Below are 16,051 nucleotides of genomic sequence, written 5' to 3' on the forward strand. Positions count from 1 at the left end.
CCGGGGGGGGGCCGGGCGGTGGGCCCCCGGGGGGGGGGGGGCCGGTCCCCCCCCCGCCCCCGCCGGGGGGGGGGTGGTGGCCGCGGGGGGGCCACGACAGGCCGGGTCAGGCCCAGGCGAGGTGCTCGCGGTTGTGGGCGAGCAGCCGGTCCGTGAGCTGGTCGGCGAGCTCGATCTGGCCGACCAGCGGGTGGGCGAGCAGGGCGTCGAAGACCCGGTCGCGGCCGCCGCGCAGGGCGGCGTCGAGGGCGAGGTGCTCGTACGAGGTGACGGCGGCGATCAGGCCGGCGTACAGCGGCTCGACGGGCCGCTGCGGCAGCGGGCGCACGCCCCGCGCGTCCACCTCGGCCGGCACCTCGATGACGGCGTCGTCCGGCAGGAAGGGCAGCACGCCGTCGTTGCGGGTGTTCACCACCTGCACGGAGGTCCCGCCGCCGGTGCCGAGCAGCGCGGCGATCAGCTGGACGGCGGCCTCCGAGTAGAACGCGCCGCCGCGCCGGCCGAGCAGCTCGGGCTTGGTGTCCAGGGTCGGGTCGGCGTACAGCTCCAGCAGCTGCCGCTCGATCTCGGCCACCTGCGCGGCCCGCGAGCCCTGCTCCTTCAGCTCCGCCACCACCGCGTCGTGCTGGTAGAAGTACCGCAGGTAGTAGGACGGCACCACGCCGAGCCGCTCGATGACGGCCTGCGGCAGGTGCAGGTCCTCGGCGATCTCCTTGCCGTGCGAGGACAGCAGCTCCGGGAGCACCTCGCGCCCGGCCGCGGCGCCGGGGGCGTCCAGCAGGGTCACCCCGCGCTCCCAGGTCAGGTGGTTGAGCCCGACGTGGTCGAGCCGGACCAGCTCCGGGTCCACGCCCAGGTGCGCCGCGAACTTGCGCTGGAAGCCGATCGCGACGTTGCACAGCCCGACGGCCTTGTGGCCGGCGCTCTGCAGGGCCCGGGTGACGATGCCGACCGGGTTGGTGAAGTCCACGATCCAGGCGTCCGGGCTGGTCCGGCGCACCTGCTCGGCGATGTCCAGCACCACCGGCACGGTGCGCAGCGCCTTGGCGAGCCCGCCGGCGCCGGTGGTCTCCTGCCCGACGCAGCCGCACTCCAGCGGCCAGGTCTCGTCCTGGTTGCGTGCCGCCTGCCCGCCGACGCGCAGCTGGAGCAGCACGGCGTCGGCGCCGGCGACGCCCGCCGCCAGGTCCGTGGTGACCGTGACGAGCGCGCCGTGGCCCTGCCTGGCGAAGATCCGCCGGGCGAGGCCGCCGATCAGTTCCAGGCGTTCGGCGGCCGGGTCGATCAGCACCAGCTCGCCGATCGGCAGGGTGTCGCGCAGCCGGGCGAAGCCGTCGATCAGCTCCGGGGTGTACGTCGAACCGCCGCCGACGATTGCCAACTTGAGTGCGGACATCAGCCCTTGACCCCTGTCAGTGTCACGCCTTCGATGAAGGCCTTCTGTGCGAAGAAGAAGAGGACGATCACCGGCGCCATCACCAGCAGGGTGGCGGCCATGGTGAGGTTCCAGTTGGTGTGGTGGGCGGCCTTGAAGGACTCCAGCCCGTAACTGAGGGTCCAGGCCTCGTGGTTGTTGCTGGCGTAGATCTGCGGGCCGAAGTAGTCGTTCCAGCAGTAGAAGAACTGGAACAGGGCGACGGCGGCGATGGCCGGCTTGGCCATCGGCAGGACCACCCGCAGCAGGGTGCGCAGGTCACCGCAGCCGTCCATCCGGGCGGCCTCGATGTACTCCTTGGGGATGGTCATCAGGAACTGGCGCAGCAGGAAGATGGAGAACGCGTCGCCGAAGGCCATCGGGATGATCAGCGGCCAGAGCGAGCCGCCGAGGCCCATCTGCTTGGCCCAGAACAGGTACATCGGGATGACGGTGACCTGCGGCGGCAGCATCATCATCGCGATGACCGCCATCAGGGCCAGGTTGCGGCCGCGGAAGCGGAACTTGGCGAGCGCGTAGGCGACCGGCAGGCTGGAGACGACGGTCAGCAGGGTGCCGACGCCGGCGTACACCAGGGTGTTGCGCCACCAGGTGAGGAAGCCGGGGGTGTCCCACACCTTGCCGTAGTTGCCCCAGTTCCAGGAGGTGGGCCAGTAGTCGGTGGTGAGCGCCTGCTGGTCGTTCATCACCGAGGTGAGGAAGACGAAGACGAACGGCAGCAGGAAGAACAGCGCGGCGGCGATCGCCAGCGAGTGCACGGCCACCCAGTTGAGCAGCGCGCGGCGCCGGGCGGCCCGGGCGGCGGCGCTGCCGGTGCGGGAGGCGCCGGCCGGGGTGGGCGCCTTGCTGAGCGTGGAGCTGAGAGTCATGGGCTAGTCCTCAGGGGTCCGCTAGTCGTCGCTCGCCATGAAGCCGGACCGGCGGCGGAGCAGGATCGAGGTGACGGCCATCGAGATGGCGAACAGCACCAGGGCGACGACGCAGGCCGCGCCGTAGTTGAAGCGCTGGAAGCCGAGGTTGTAGACCATCTGCGGCAGGGTCCAGGTGGAGCCCTGCGGGAAGCCGGGCTCGAACTGCTGGCCGGAGTTGCCGGCGATGCCGCTGGCGACCTTCCCGGCGACGATCGCCTGGGTGTAGTACTGCATGGTCTGGATGACCCCGGTGACCACCGCGAACATGATGATCGGCGAGATGTTCGGCAGCGTGACGTACCGGAACCTCTGGAACGGTCCGGCGCCGTCCAGCTCGGCCGCCTCGTACTGCTCCCTGGGGACGTCCAGCAGCGAGGCCATGAAGATGACCATCAGGTCGCCGATGCCCCACATGGCGAGCAGGGTGAGCGCGGGCTTGGACCAGTTCGGGTCGGCGAACCAGCCGGGCTGCGGCAGGCCGAGTTCGCCGAGCAGGTGGTTGAGCGGGCCGGTGCCGGGGTTGAGCAGGAAGGCGAAGGCCACGGTGGCGGCCACCGGCGGGGCCAGGTACGGCAGGTAGAAGACGGTGCGGAAGAAGCCCGCACCGGTCTTGATCTTGGTGATGAGCAGCCCGATGCCGAGGCCGAAGGCCACCCGCAGGGTCACCATGACGACGACCAGCCACAGGGTGTTGCGCAGGCCCTGCCAGAAGGCCGGCAGCTGGTTGAAGACGTAGTCCCAGTTCTTCAGGCCGTTGAAGGTCGGCGAGCCGAAGCCGTTGTACTGGGTGAAGGAGAAGTAGGCGGTGGAGACCAGCGGGTAGGCGAAGAAGACGCTGAACCCGATCAGCCAGGGGGAGAGGAACGCGAGGGTGCGGGCCGCCTCCCGGCGGCGCTTCCGGCGCAGCAGGTGCTGCGTGGAGGGCGCCGCCGGGGCGGTCGGGCCGGCACCGTCCTTGCGGGTGCCGAACGCGAGTGACATGGGGAGCTCCGTGGGCCGTTCCCGTCGCCTACTTGGCCTGGGCGATGTCGGTGTCGATCTGCTTGGCGGTGGCGGCCAGGCCGGCCTGGACGTCGGTCTGCTTGCCGGACTCGATGTCGTAGCCGAGGTTCTGCAGGGAGACGAGGTAGCCGCCGCCGTTGACGCTCGCCGGGGTGGTGCTCGAGTTGGGGTTCTTGGCGACGTCCAGGAAGGTCTTGAAGTTCGGGTCGCTCACCAGCTTCGGCGAGTTGAGCGCGTCGAAGGTGCTGGGCACGTTGTGGATCGCGTTGGCGAAGCTGACCACCGAGTCGGTGTCGGTGGTCAGGTACTTGACGAACTCCCAGGACGCGGCCTGCTTCTTGCTGGTGCTGGCGATGCCGACGATGGTGCCGGTCTGGTAGCCGCGGCCGTAGGTGTCGGCCTGGTCGTCCGGGACGGGGAACGGCGCGGTGGCCCAGTCGAAGTCGGGCTTGTTCTCGGCGAGCGAGGCGGTGCGCCACTCGCCGTCGAGGGCCATCGCGACCTGGCCGGTGTGGAAGGGGTTCTTGGCGCTGAACTCCTCGCCGAAGGTGGCGCGGAACTTGTCCAGCTTGGCGTAGCCGCCGAGCTGGTCGACCATGCCCTTCTGCCAGGTGAGCATCGCGGCGACCTTCGGGTCGGTGGCGAGGTTCGACTTGCCGTCCGGGCCGAAGTAGGTGGCGCCGTACTGGCCGAGGAAGTGCTCGGTCTGGGACTCGTAGCCGTGGTACAGCGGCATGTAGCCGAGCTGCTTGTACGAGTCGCCGTCGGCGACGGTCAGCTTCTTGGCGGCGTCGGCGAACTCGCTGAAGGTCCTGGGCGGGGCGGTGATGCCGGCCGCGGCGAAGGCCTTCTTGTTGTAGTAGAGGCCGTAGGCGTCGCCGAGCAGCGGCAGCGAGCACTGGTTGCCCTGGAACTGCGTGTAGTCGAGCATCGCGGCCGGGAAGGTCTTGGCCGCGTCGATGCCGCTCTTCTGCAGCTGGGGCTTGAGGTCGACGAACGCCTTGGTCGAACAGAACATGCCGACGTTGTTGGTGGTGAAGGAGGAGACCACGTCCGGCGCGTCGTCGCCGCCGGCCCGCAGGGCCTGGTTGACCTTGTCGTCCGCGACGTTGCCCTGGGGCTTGACGTGGATGTTGGGGTGGGCCTTCTCGAAGGAGGCGATGATGTCGTTGATCGCCTTCACCTCGTTGTCCTGGCTCCAACCGTGCCAGAAGGTGATGGTGACGTCCTTGCCGCTGGCCGAGTCGTCGCTGCCGCCCGAGTCGCTGGAACCGGTGCAGGCGGAGGCGAGCAGGGCCAGGACGGCGCTGCCGGCGACGGCGGCGATGGTGCGGCGGCCTCTGCGGGAGGTGGTGGCGTGCACTTCGGGATCCTCCTGGGGGTGCGCGGGCAGGCCTCGTTGCCTCGGGTTCCCGCGTTCGGGGGTTGGGGAGAGATGGGTGCAGGGAGCGAGGTGACAGGGGGAGCGTCAGTGGGTGGAGAAGACCGCCTCGCGGGCGTCGGACAGGGCACGTTGCAGGGCGCCGAGCAGGACCGGTGAGCCGGGCAGGGCGCTGCTGCGGACCTCCGGCCGGGCGATGGAGATCCGCGCCAGTTCGTCCTCGACCAGTGCGCGCAGGCGCTCGCCGCCCGCGCTCGGCACCACGCCGGAGAGGACCACCAGCTGGGGGTCGACGACGGCGACGATCACCGCCAGCCCGACGGCGAGCCGCCCGGCCAGCTCGGCGAGGAAGGCGTCGCCGGTGCCCGGGGTGGCCAGCGCCTTGGCGACGGACTCCTGCGCGGTGGCCGCGCCGAGCCCGTGCTCACGGGCCAGGGCCCGGACGGCGGGTGCGCCGACCAGGGCCTGGAACCCACCGAACTTGCGGCGGCGGGCGTCCCACTCGACCGGCGAGTCGGGCAGCGGCATGTAGCCGACCTCCCCGGCGCCGCCGGTGAAGCCGCGGTGCAGCCGCCCGGCGATCACGATCGCCGCGCCGACCCCCGCCCCGGCCCAGAGCAGGACGAAGTCCTCGAAGCCGGCCGCCGCACCCGAGGACCGTTCGGCGAGGGCGGCCAGGTTCACGTCGTTCTCGATCGACACCGGTGCGCCGATCGCTCCGGTCAGCTCCTCGACCAGTCGCGGCGAGTGCCAGCCCGGCAGGTGCGAGGCGTAGCGCAGCTTGCCGGTGACCGGGTCGGGGGCGCCGCCGACCCCGATCGCGGCGGTGCGCAGGCCGCCCTCGGGGATTCCGGCGGCCCGCGCCGCCTCGGCCACCGCGGCGGCGACGGTCGGGACGGTGCCGGCGGCCGGGACGCCCTTGGTCGGCACGGCGTGCTCGGCGAGCGTGGTGCCGGTGATGTCGGCGACGGCGACCCGGATCTCGCTGTTGGTGACGTCCAGTCCGGCGACGTACCCGGCGGCCGGATTCACCTGGTACAGCTGGGCGTTGGGGCCGGGTCCGCCCGCCGTGGTGCCGACCGGCAGGACCAGCCCGGCCGCCTCCAGCCGGGCCAGCAGCTGGGAGGCGGTGGGCTTGGACAGCCCGGTGAGGGCGCCGATCTGGGTGCGCGAGAGCGGCCCGTTCTCCAGCAGCAGTTCGAGGGCGGCGCGGTCGTTGATGGCGCGCAGCAGGCTGGGGGTGCCGGCGAGGGGCGCCTTGGCGGTGCTCTTGGTCATGCCCGGAATCCTCCTCTTTCGGCTGGTCGGGACGGTCCGCGGGTGGTGCCGGCGCGGGGAGCGGGCGGGCTTCGGACGAACTGTTAGGAAACTTTCCAGTCGCTTGGGAAGGACCGTAAGGGCCGTGTCGACGGGGTGTCAATGGTGGGTGGAGCGGAGGATGCCGAAGCGTTACCGGACAGCGCCCGGACAGCACCCGGACAGCGCGAAGCCCCGCTCCCTGGAAACCGCCAGTGGTGGGAGCGGGGCTCACACTCGTCCGATCTTGAAAAAGAAATTTATATAAAAAAGAAAAGTAAATGCACCACCTCTCCTCGGGGGGAGGGGTGGTGCGTGGGAGGATGAGCAATTCATGCCCAGTCATGGGACTTTAATAAAGAAATTCTCTACTAATCCTGCCAGCCTCGCTCGGGCGGTGTGGCGGGCAGGATCAAAGGCAGGTCGACTACCGCTGAAAACAGGAGCGGCGGCCTCCTCGGATGGGGAGTCCGCCGCCCCAAGAGAGGTCACCGGAGAGTGGGAAGTTGAGGTCGGGGTCAAGGGTGACCTTGACCTTGCCGCAGGCCCTGTCACCCGTCGCCGCTTCGGCGCGGCCGAAGCGGCGACGGAATTTCCGGGCAGCCGCACAGGAAGTCGGCTGGGCCGACTTCCTGTGCGGAAGGCGGGAAGGTTGAAGGTTTAACACGGCTCCTTTCGCCGCCCCGCCGCGATCGTGATCGCGGCGGGGCGCGGAACGTGCTGCAGGGTGGACATGGAACGGATGGGAAGGGTGGGCCCGCGTCCAAGATTCGAGCCTGCCGCATCCCCTGCGGCCCGCTTGCGCCTGCTCCTCCGCCGACAGGCGCGCCAGCAGGCTGAAGGTCAGGCGGCTTCGGCTCGGTCCATCGCGGCGGCTCTCGGCTGTGCGAGCCACACCAGCCGCGAGGTGATCCCCGGTCGCCCGGCGAAGTGGTGCAAGGCTCGATCGGGAGACGTGAGAGTCATCCGTGCCCGCCCGTCGACGCCGATCACGTGTGTCGGCCCGTCATTGTCGACGAGCCCCCAGGCCACGACCCATCCGTCGGCGTCCGCGAGGCCATCGCCGCACACCTGCACGACGGCGAACAGCCGGGGTGCGGTGTCGAGCACGAGCTCGCACAGCTCCTGGTCGAAGGGGTCGGGAACGGTCGGTGTGAGCGTGGCCAGGCGGGGGTTTTGCGAGGGCTCAGCAGTCATGGAAGTCTCCTGCCTCAAGGCATGGTTGAGCCAACGGCCAGCACCTTCAGTAGCTGATCCGTGTCATACGGTAGCGCTAACATGGCATAGTTTCCATGAAGTCCATTGAAGACTTGCCATATCACTCCTGGCAGTGAATGAGAGGATCGCGATGGCATCGAGTGGCACTCCGACGTTGCGGCAGCAGCGACTTGGGTTTGAGCTGCGCAAACTTCGCGAGTATGCCGGGCTCAGCTCAACTGCGGCCGCAGCTCTCGTCGGTGTGAACCAGGGTCACATGAGCCGAATCGAAGCAGGCCGCTACGCGGTGAGCGCGGAGCGCGTCCGCGCGTTCGCTCGGGCGTATGCATGTACGGACCAGAGTCTGATCGATGCTCTCGCCGGTATGACGGGCAGGCGGACCCGGGGGTGGTGGGAGGAGTACCGCGACATCCTGCCGCCGACCATGCTCGATCTTGCTGAAACGGAACACCATGCCACGGCGATGCGCATCGCCTCGGTGATCCACATCCCCGGCCTGCTCCAGACCGCCGACCACGCACGTGCGCTCGCCAGCAATGTCGTACCGCCTCTGACGCCACCCGAGGTGGAGCACCGGGTGTCGTACCGAATCAAACGGCAGGCCGTCGTCTACGGCCAGCGGGCGATCCCGCTCACCGTAATCGTCCATGAGGCAGCCCTGCGGATGGGGTTCGGCGGGCCGGCCGTGGCCCGCGCGCAGCACAGGCATCTCATTGAGGCGAGCACCCGTGAGAACGTATCCGCCCTCGTGATTCCCTTCGGTGCGGGGACGTTCCCCGGCTCCGGACAGTCCATCGTCTACTGCTCCGAGGTCGTGCCCCAGCTCGACACCGTGCAGCTCGATACGTACCACGGCTCCGAGTTCCTTGACGCCCATGCGCAACTGGTGAAGTACCAGAAGGTTCTGGACCTCATGGAGGCCTGTGCCCTCAGCCCGGCGAAGTCGCGTGATCTCATTGCCCGTATCGAAAAGGAAACCTGAGAGGAAGCGCCATGTCAGATCTCAACTGGCGGAAGTCCAGCTACAGTTCCGAGTCAGCCAACTGCCTCTACCTTGCCGCGGGCCCCGACCGCAGCATCAAACTCCGCGAAAGCGATGAGCCCGACGTCGTCATCACCACAACGCCCGGCAAGCTCCGCGCCCTCCTGCGCGACATCAAGGAAGGCGAGTTCGACCACCTGACAAGGTAGTTCCTCCTTGGGCGGGCCGCCTGCGCGTACCGAGAAGCGACGAGGGAAGCATCGAGGCAGGGGCAAACAGCCGACCTTCCTGGGCCGGAACGGTGGCACCGAGCGGGCGAGCTTCCGGAGCGCCTACGACGAGGTCCTGCTGGCTGTCCGCTACCTCATGCGCGAACTCGAACTCCTGCGTGAGCACTTCTCCCCCCGCGGTGTGGAGTTGCTGGCCGACCTGCGTCACCAGACCGACCAGCTGTAGTGCCACGCTGAGCAGAACCGAACGAGGGAGGGTCCGGTGCTCCAGCACCTCATCACTCAAGACGCCGACCTGCGTATGGTCCCCAGAGACCGCGACGAGTTGGCCACCGCGGTCGGCCGACTCCACGAGGAACTGCGGGCCTTGGCCGAGGAGACCGACCCCGCGCGTACTCGGGTCCTGGCCAGATGGATCGGCATCGGCCAGATGTGCCTGGGCAACCACGAGGAGGCCCGCACGTTCCTCCGACAGTCGCTCGACCTGGCCTCAGCGATTGGCAACACCCCGGCCGTCGTCGCCACCGGGCTCAACCTCGGCGACGCGCACCGCTACGCCGGTGACGTGCAGACTGCGGACGCGCTCTACCGCAGCGCCCTGAACGCCGCGCGAAGCCGGCACCCGGAACTCCTTGACTTCGCGCTTCAGCACACCGGCAAGCACCTCATGGAGCGCGGTGACCTCGCGGATGCCCAGGCCCATCTCCAGGAAGCGCTGCGGCTGCGGATCACCAAGGGGGACGCCGAACTGGTCGAGTCCACGCAGGCAGCACTCGCCCGGGTGGAGATGCTGATCGGCCAGGCCGACGCATCGGCGGCAGGCAGCGCGGCACCGAGTCAGTGGAGCAGTCAGTAGACCTCATGGCTCCAGTCCCACACCACGGCCAAGATGCCGGCCCGGTGGGCAGAGGACTTCCCTGATCTCCGGGACGCTGTGCGCGGGCTCACCGCACACCAGCGCGTGCACCCGCGCCACGTGCGTGATCAGTCGTTTCCCGCTGAGCTGATTGCCGCTATCGCAGTGGAGGCCGAGAAAGCCGTCGCTGCCGGCGGATACCTGTACCTCGACCGCCAGCGGCGGGCCCACCCCCGTCCTCTCGCTGCCCCGCCCCCACGGTGGTGGGAGCGGGGCCTTCGTTCCCTCTGTGCGGGCCGCTTCCGCTACGGGGCCGGCTCCCCCTTCGCCGCCGGGATCGGCTCCGTCGCCCGGTAGCGCGGCGAGGCCGGGTCGGCCAGCGCGGACGGTGCGGTCTGCTCGGCGGCTGGCACCGGCGTGGGCGCGATCACCACGCCGGTCGCCCCGGCCGCCGCCGGGACCTCCTCCTTGACCTTGATCCCGGCCTGGTCGAAGGCCACCTTCAGCCGCTGGCGCAGCGCCCGGGAGACGGAGGCCGCCTTGCCCGGGGCCGTCCGGGCCTCGACCCGCACCACCACGGAGTCCGAGGCGACCGACTCCACGCCCAGGATCGACACCGGGGCCCAGATCAGCTCGTCGTACGGGGCCTCCTTGGCCATCTCCTCGGCCGTCGCCAGGATCAGCTCCTCGACCCGGACCAGGTCCTCCTTGTACCCGACCTGCACGTCCACCGAGGCGGTCGCCCAGCCCTGGCTCATGTTGGCGATCCGCTTCACCTCGCCGTTGCGGATGTACCAGATCTCACCGTTCGCGCCGCGCAGCTTGGTCACCCGCAGGCCGACCTCCAGCACGGTGCCGGTGGCCACCCCGGTGTCGATCTCGTCGCCGACGCCGTACTGGTCCTCCATGATCATGAAGACCCCGGAGAGGAAGTCGGTGACCAGGTTGCGGGCGCCGAAACCGATCGCCACACCGGCCACACCGGCGCTCGCCAGCAGCGGCGCCAGGTTCACCCCCAGCGCGGAGAGCACCATCAGCGCCGCCGTGCCCAGGATGGAGAAGGAGGCCACGCTGCGCAGCACCGAGCCGATCGCCTCCGAGCGCTGCTGGCGCCGCTCCGGGTTCACCACCCCGGTGTTGGCCAGCAGCCCGCCCAGCCGGCTCTCCTCCTGGTGCTCGGAGGTGCGCGCCATCCGTCCGATCAGCTGGGTGATGAGCTTGCGCACCACGGCCCGCAGCACCAGGGCCAGCACGATGATGAAGACGATCCGCAGCCCGGAGGCCAGCCAGCCCTGCCAGTGGGTGTCGAACCAGCTGGCGGCCTGCCGGGTGGTGTCCGACACCTCCTGCGCGCTGGTCGGGATCCGCAGGTCGAGCTCGGGCAGCTGCGCGGTGGGGCTGGGGGCCGGGGTCGGGCTGGTGAGCGTCGAGGACGCGTCGGACGGACCGGTGGCACCGGAGCTGAACACGTGCGGACCTTCCTGGCTGGCGTGCGTGGCGGGCCCGCACCGCCGAGGAGCGGCCCGCGGACCGTGAGCGTCAGCCTATCCGCCGCCGGACGCCCGCCCGGACCGGCCGGAGGGCGTACGGAAGATCCCGGACGCCCCGTCAACGCACCCGTACGCTCCCCCTGCACCCGGGCTCCTCGGCCGTTCGGGCCGTCGGGGCACTGCTCCGGACGGACGATCCGTGCCCCCGGAGGGATCCCCGGCAGGGTCACCGGGGCGGGCCGCACCGCCACCCGGGTGCAACCCGACCTTCCCCCGGGCATACCGGCTATGACAGAGACCACACCCGGAGTTCACGCCAGGTCGGTTACACAGGAGTGGTGGCGCCGTACAAAGGCGTAAGGCGACACTGGGGGAGATCGCGCACGAGTGGCGCGATCCAACCGCTCGTCCCGGCGCGAGCCACGCGCCGCAGGCGTCCAAGGAGGCATCCGTGCCGCATGTCCTGGTCCTCAACGCGTCCTACGAGCCACTCGGCGTCGTATCGATGCGCCGCGCACTCATCCTGGTCCTCAACCACAAGGCGGTCAGCCTGGAGGACTCGGAAGTCACTCTGCACAGCGCCACCAGCGCCCTTCCGGCGCCGTCCGTCGTCCGACTGACCCGCTTCGTGCGGGTCCCGTTCTGCGGGCCCGTCCCGCTCACCCGCCGGGCGCTGTTCGCCCGCGACCACGGCCGCTGCGTCTACTGCGGGGCCGCCGCCACCAGCGTCGACCACGTCATCCCGCGCAGCCGCGGTGGCCAGCACCGGTGGGACAACGTGGTGGCGGCCTGCCGCCGCTGCAACCACACCAAGGCCGACCGCCACCTCACCGAACTCGGATGGCGGATGAAGCGACCACCCGCGCCGCCCAGCGGCCTGGCCTGGCGCATCATCGGCACCGGGATCAAGGACCCGCGGTGGCGGCCCTACCTGGAGCCCTACGGCGGCGCGGACCAGCTGCGCGCCCCGCAGTGGGGCGAGCACGAGCACCGCGACCGCACCGAGCAGCCGGTCCATCCCGTCCCGCTCGGCCGGGCGCACCCCGCCCACCCAGCCCCCGTCCGCCGCGGCGAGCAGCCCGAACCGCTCTCCGCCTGACCCAGCTCCACAAGGGCCCGCCCGTCACACCGTCGGTACGCGCCTCATGGGCCGCCGAGCTCCCCGCACCGGGGAGCCGGCGGCCCGCCGCGTTCCCGGGCCCGGGCCGCTACGGCTTGGCCCCGGCCCCGCCCGCCACCGGGGGCGCCGCCGGGGTGCCCGGCGCGCCGCCGGCCGGGGGCTGCGGCGCGGCCGGCGGGGTCACGGCGTACAGCTCGACGCCCCACAGCGAGTAGCCGTACTTGGTCGCCCGCGCCACGCCCTGCACCCGGACGTACCGGACCCCGGGCGCGTCGAAGCGCACCGTCTCGTCGCCGCCCTTGCCGTTGTCCACCGTCGCCGCGTCGGTCCAGGTGTTCCCGTCCGCCGAGACCTGGACCCGGTACGAGGCGGCGTACGCGGCCTGCCAGTGCAGCACCGCCGCGCCCAGCCGGGTCGCCTGCGGCAGCTCCAGCCGCACCCAGGCGTCGTCCTTGGCCGGCGAGGACCAGCGGGTCTTCGGGTCGCCGTCGGTGACCGCCGAGGCCGGGAAGTCCGCCGTCTCGTCGCCCGAGGAGGCGGCCTTCGCGCCGACCGCCAGGTCCGGACCGCCGGTGGGCGGCACCACGTGCACCTGGAGCACCTGCCGGACGGTGGTGCCGCCGGCCACGAACTGCACCGGCACCCGGTACGTCCCGGACGGCGTCTCCGCGGTGGCGCTGACCAGCAGCGGTACGCCCACCCGGCCGCCGCGCGGCACGCTCACCGGGCCGGCCGGGGTCACGGTCAGGCCCTTGGCGGCGGCCGGCACCTCGGTGCGCAGCTCGCCGGTGGTGCCCTCGGGCCGGCCGGCCTCCACGGTGGCCCGGGTCTGGACCGGTGCGGACGCGCCGGTGACCACGTCCAGGGCCGGGTCGGAGAGGCTGAGCCGGGCCGCCGGGGCGTCCGCGTACCAGGGGATCACCTGGTTGACCACCGGCGGGTCGCCGCCGGGCCGCCAGGTCAGCCGGAACGCGTCCGCGGCCTGCCCGCCGGCCGACAGCTCGTTGTAGCCGGGCTGCACGGTGCCGATGTCGGCCCAGGTGCCGTCGGCCCGGCGCACCGCGAGGGTGGCGGTGGCGCGTACGGCCGGGTCGGTCAGCACGGTGAGCCGGTCCAGCGGACGGGCCGCGCCGAGCTCGACGACGAGCGGCTCGTCCTGCGAGGTCGGCGCCTTGGCGGCCCGGTACGCGGTGTCCGGGTTGCCGTCCAGCACGGCGGCGGCGGAGGAACCGGGCGCGGCGTCGGGACCGCCGCTGACGCTGGCCGGGGAGTCGTCCGGGGCGGTGACGGTGAACTCGCGCACCGCGACGGCGGTCTTCTGCGCGGCGGTGGCCCGCAGCCGCACCGCCCGCACCACGGTGCCCGGCGGGAGCTGGGCGCTGACCGTCTTCTGGTTCCTGACGGTGGCGAGCTGCTTCCAGCCGCCCTCGCCGGTGGAGTACTCCAGCACGCCGTCGCGGATGTAGTCGTCCATGGCGGTCCGGGCGTCCGGGCCGTTGCCCCAGCCGCCCATCAGCACCGTCACGCCGCTGACCGGGCGGCCCGCGCCCAGGTCCAGACCGACCGCGTCGCCGGGCTGCGGGGGAGCGGAGCTCCAGTAGAAGGTGTCGGCCAGGCCGTCGGTCATCAGCGCCGGCAGGTGGTCCTGCGCGGTGCCCATGGTGCTGGTCGGGGTGACCGCGCCGCCGCCCACGCCCGACCAGTTGTCGGCGGCGCGCACGGCCCGCTCCAGGAACGGGCCGAGCACCCCGGCGCCGACGGTGGCCGGGGCCCGGTCCAGCTGCTCGCGCAGCCGGTTGAGCTCGACCCGGGCCTTCCAGGCCGCCGTGCCGTTGCCGCCGCGCTGCGCCAGCAGCATGTCGAGGGCGGCCTGCCCGGCCAGCCCGTAGTCGCGCAGCGGGCCCAGCCAGGGCGCGGCCTCGCCGGCCAGCTGGCTGGTGGCCTGGGTGCCGGCCAGGGTCTGCTGGGCGGTGGCCATGGTGGCGAAGGCGTCCCGCAGCGGGGCGGCGGCCTCGGTCAGCCTGGCGAGGTCGGGGGCGGCGCCGGAGGTGGGCTCGGCGGCCGCCCAGAAGCGGTCCAGCAGCGGCGCCAGATAGCCGGACTCCTGCTTGGACAGCGGCGAGGAGGTGCTGTTCCCGGCCAGCGCGGTGACCGCGGACAGTGCCGTCCCGGCGGGCGTCGGGGCGGCGCCGGTCGGCCCGGCGAGCGAGCGCACGGCGGCCTGCCAGGACTCCTCCGGGCGGTACCCGGCCGGGTTCCAGGCGAAGTCGCCGGCCGTCGAGAGGGCTATCCGGGAGGCCACCGGCTGCTGCATCGCGCCGGTCAGCAGCGCCGCCGAGCGGGTGGCCACCTCCGGATCGCGCCCGCTGTAGGCGCCGAGGAAGAGCCGGTCCGGGGTGGCGTCGTTGACCGGGTAGTTGTCCATGGTGAGCAGCGGGTGCCCGTACAGCCCGGCGGTGTCCGAGGCCTGGGCGCCGGTGATCTTCTCCGGGATCACCCCGACCCCGCTCCAGGCCACCTGCACGCCCTCCGGCAGCGCCGCCGCCAGCGCCTTGCGGTACGGGGTGGAGCCCTGCTGGTGGTACTCGGTCGGGACGACGGACAGCGGCGCCAGGCCCGGGTTCTTCGCGATCAGCCGGTCCTGCACCTTCTTCACCAGCGCGGCCTGCGCCTTGGCGGCCGCGGCCGGCCCGGTGCCGTACTCGTCGCGGTCGTCGCCGCAGTGCCACTCGTCGTAGCTGACGTCCAGGAACTGGAGCTGGAAGGCGGTGAAGCCGAGCTTGCGCAGCCCGTCCAGCTTGTTCACCAGCGCGTCCACGTCCTTGCCGGAGCTGAAGCACAGGGACTGCCCCGGGTCGATCGCGTAGCCGAGCGTGACGTGGTTCTGCCGTGCCCGGAAGCCCAGCTCGCGCAGCTCCTCGGCCTGTGCCGCGGGGTAGGCGTTGCGCCAGCGGGAGAGCCGGTACGGGTCGTCACCGGCGGCGTAGAGGTAGAAGTTCTGCTTGGAGCGGCCCAGGAAGTCGACCTGCTCCAGCCGCTGCTGGGCGGTCCACGGGGTGCCGTAGAAGGCCTCCGCGGTGCCGCGCACCGGCGCGCCGGTCGGCCAGTCCCGCAACGTGATCCCGGGCAGGCCGAGCCCGGCCGCACCCGGCCCCTGCCCCTGCCCGGCCGGTACGGCGGCCAGCAGCTGACGCAGGCTCTGCGCGGCGTAGAAGGTGCCGGTGGCGTCCACGCCCGCCAGCACCACGGCGCCGTACGTCCCGCCGCCCTGGGCGGGCAGCTGACCGGCCGACAGCACGTACCCTCCGGCCGGCATCCCCGCGGTCGAGGGCGCGGCGCCCTCCTTGCCGCCCGCCGCGACCGCCAGCTGTCCCAGCACCCGGCCGGTCTGGCCGTCCGCGCCCTCGCCCGGCCCGCCGACGTACACCACCAGCGCGCCGGCGGCCGGCGTCCCGCCGTCCGGCTGCGGCGTCACCTCGCCCGCCCCGGCGACCTCCAGCACCTCCTGGACGGCCCGCACCGCGCCGAGGTCCACCTTGGGCGCGGTCACCAGGGTCACCGCGGACGGCACCGTGACGGGCCTGCCCGCCACCGTCTGCTCCTGCGGCTTCGGGAACACCTTCGGGTCGGTCACGCTGCCCAGCGGCGTCTGCGGCGCGGTGCTCACCACGTTCGGCGCCGAGGCCGCCGCGTGCGCCGTCGACGGCAACGAGCCGGCCAGCAGCCCGCCGACCACCGCCGCGGCCGCGACCCCGGCCGCGATCTGCATCGTCCGCCGCCCCGGCCGCCCCGCGGCCCGGTCCGTCCGCTCCTCCCGCACCGACGCCAGCAGCGGCTCCGTCCCCTTGAGGTCGGCGATCAGCCGGTCCGCCGCCCGCGGCGCCAGTTGACGGCACGTCCGCGCCGTGGCCCGCCGCGCCACCACCGCCGCGGGGTGCTGCAGCACCTCCCGCAACGCCGGACTCTGCTCCAGCTGCGACCGCAGCCGCCGCCCGGCCGCAACGGACACTCGGGCTTGCACAGGAGCCTCCTCGCCAGGCCACGACCACATCGTCCGCAACCCCACCAGCTGGCCCATCCGGTGTCAACGTCGCCGACTGCTATGCCGACTTCGCCCCGATTTGTCGCTC

Annotated in this window: 13 protein-coding genes; 5 read left to right on the plus strand and 8 right to left on the minus strand. The window is 71.9% G+C overall.

Going from position 1 to position 16,051, the window contains the following annotated elements; all coding sequences use genetic code 11:
• Positions 1-106 precede the first annotated feature (106 nt).
• The 6 genes from AB0O11_RS35320 to AB0O11_RS35345 all read right to left on the minus strand — a co-directional run bounded on the left by AB0O11_RS35320 (position 107) and on the right by AB0O11_RS35345 (position 7,222).
• On the minus strand, positions 107-1,396 hold the full coding sequence (locus AB0O11_RS35320; protein WP_363395354.1) for a 6-phospho-beta-glucosidase: 1,290 nt from the start codon (positions 1,394-1,396) through the stop codon (positions 107-109).
• The gene (locus AB0O11_RS35325) at positions 1,396-2,304 is read right to left on the minus strand and encodes a carbohydrate ABC transporter permease (protein ID WP_363395357.1); all 909 of its coding nucleotides are present in this window, start codon (positions 2,302-2,304) and stop codon (positions 1,396-1,398) included. The genes AB0O11_RS35320 and AB0O11_RS35325 overlap by 1 nt, the downstream gene beginning before the upstream one ends.
• Before the next feature lie 21 nt (positions 2,305-2,325).
• Positions 2,326-3,327 (minus strand): sugar ABC transporter permease, encoded by a 1,002-nt coding sequence (locus AB0O11_RS35330; RefSeq protein ID WP_363395360.1) that lies wholly within the window; start codon positions 3,325-3,327, stop codon positions 2,326-2,328.
• Between the two features lie 28 nt (positions 3,328-3,355).
• The gene (locus tag AB0O11_RS35335) at positions 3,356-4,711 is read right to left on the minus strand and encodes an ABC transporter substrate-binding protein (RefSeq protein ID WP_363395363.1); all 1,356 of its coding nucleotides are present in this window, start codon (positions 4,709-4,711) and stop codon (positions 3,356-3,358) included.
• Positions 4,712-4,816: 105 nt separating this feature from the next.
• Entirely contained in the window at positions 4,817-6,007 is a 1,191-nt protein-coding gene (locus tag AB0O11_RS35340) for an ROK family transcriptional regulator (protein ID WP_363395366.1), read from the minus strand.
• A gap of 861 nt (positions 6,008-6,868) precedes the next feature.
• A complete protein-coding gene (locus AB0O11_RS35345; protein ID WP_363395369.1) occupies positions 6,869-7,222 on the minus strand; it encodes a hypothetical protein in 354 nt (117 codons plus the stop codon).
• A gap of 151 nt (positions 7,223-7,373) precedes the next feature.
• On the opposite strand from AB0O11_RS35345, the gene AB0O11_RS35350 reads away from it, so the two are divergent.
• The 4 genes from AB0O11_RS35350 to AB0O11_RS35365 are packed head-to-tail and all read left to right on the plus strand — an operon-like array spanning position 7,374 to position 9,311.
• Positions 7,374-8,225, plus strand: a complete 852-nt coding sequence (locus AB0O11_RS35350; RefSeq protein WP_363395433.1) for a helix-turn-helix transcriptional regulator — start codon at positions 7,374-7,376, stop codon at positions 8,223-8,225.
• Between the two features lie 11 nt (positions 8,226-8,236).
• Positions 8,237-8,434, plus strand: coding sequence for a DUF397 domain-containing protein (locus AB0O11_RS35355; RefSeq protein ID WP_363395372.1), 198 nt, complete (start codon positions 8,237-8,239; stop codon positions 8,432-8,434).
• A 7-nt stretch (positions 8,435-8,441) separates the two neighbouring features.
• Positions 8,442-8,681, plus strand: coding sequence for a hypothetical protein (locus AB0O11_RS35360; RefSeq protein ID WP_363395375.1), 240 nt, complete (start codon positions 8,442-8,444; stop codon positions 8,679-8,681).
• Between the two features lie 36 nt (positions 8,682-8,717).
• Entirely contained in the window at positions 8,718-9,311 is a 594-nt protein-coding gene (locus AB0O11_RS35365; protein ID WP_363395378.1) for a tetratricopeptide repeat protein, read from the plus strand.
• A gap of 305 nt (positions 9,312-9,616) precedes the next feature.
• On the opposite strand, the gene AB0O11_RS35370 is transcribed toward AB0O11_RS35365, so the two are convergent.
• The gene (locus AB0O11_RS35370; RefSeq protein ID WP_363395381.1) at positions 9,617-10,780 is read right to left on the minus strand and encodes a mechanosensitive ion channel domain-containing protein; all 1,164 of its coding nucleotides are present in this window, start codon (positions 10,778-10,780) and stop codon (positions 9,617-9,619) included.
• A gap of 472 nt (positions 10,781-11,252) precedes the next feature.
• Here AB0O11_RS35370 and AB0O11_RS35375 point away from each other — a divergent pair, with 472 nt between their 5' ends.
• Positions 11,253-11,900: an HNH endonuclease gene (locus tag AB0O11_RS35375; RefSeq protein ID WP_363395384.1), complete on the plus strand. Its 648-nt coding sequence runs from the start codon at positions 11,253-11,255 to the stop codon at positions 11,898-11,900.
• Positions 11,901-12,009: 109 nt separating this feature from the next.
• Here AB0O11_RS35375 and AB0O11_RS35380 read toward each other — a convergent pair whose 3' ends face one another.
• Positions 12,010-15,942, minus strand: a complete 3,933-nt coding sequence (locus AB0O11_RS35380) for a beta-N-acetylglucosaminidase domain-containing protein (RefSeq protein ID WP_363395387.1) — start codon at positions 15,940-15,942, stop codon at positions 12,010-12,012.
• Positions 15,943-16,051 lie beyond the last annotated feature (109 nt).

It is taken from the genome of Kitasatospora sp. NPDC093102 (genome assembly GCF_040683915.1).
GTDB lineage: Bacteria > Actinomycetota > Actinomycetes > Streptomycetales > Streptomycetaceae > Kitasatospora.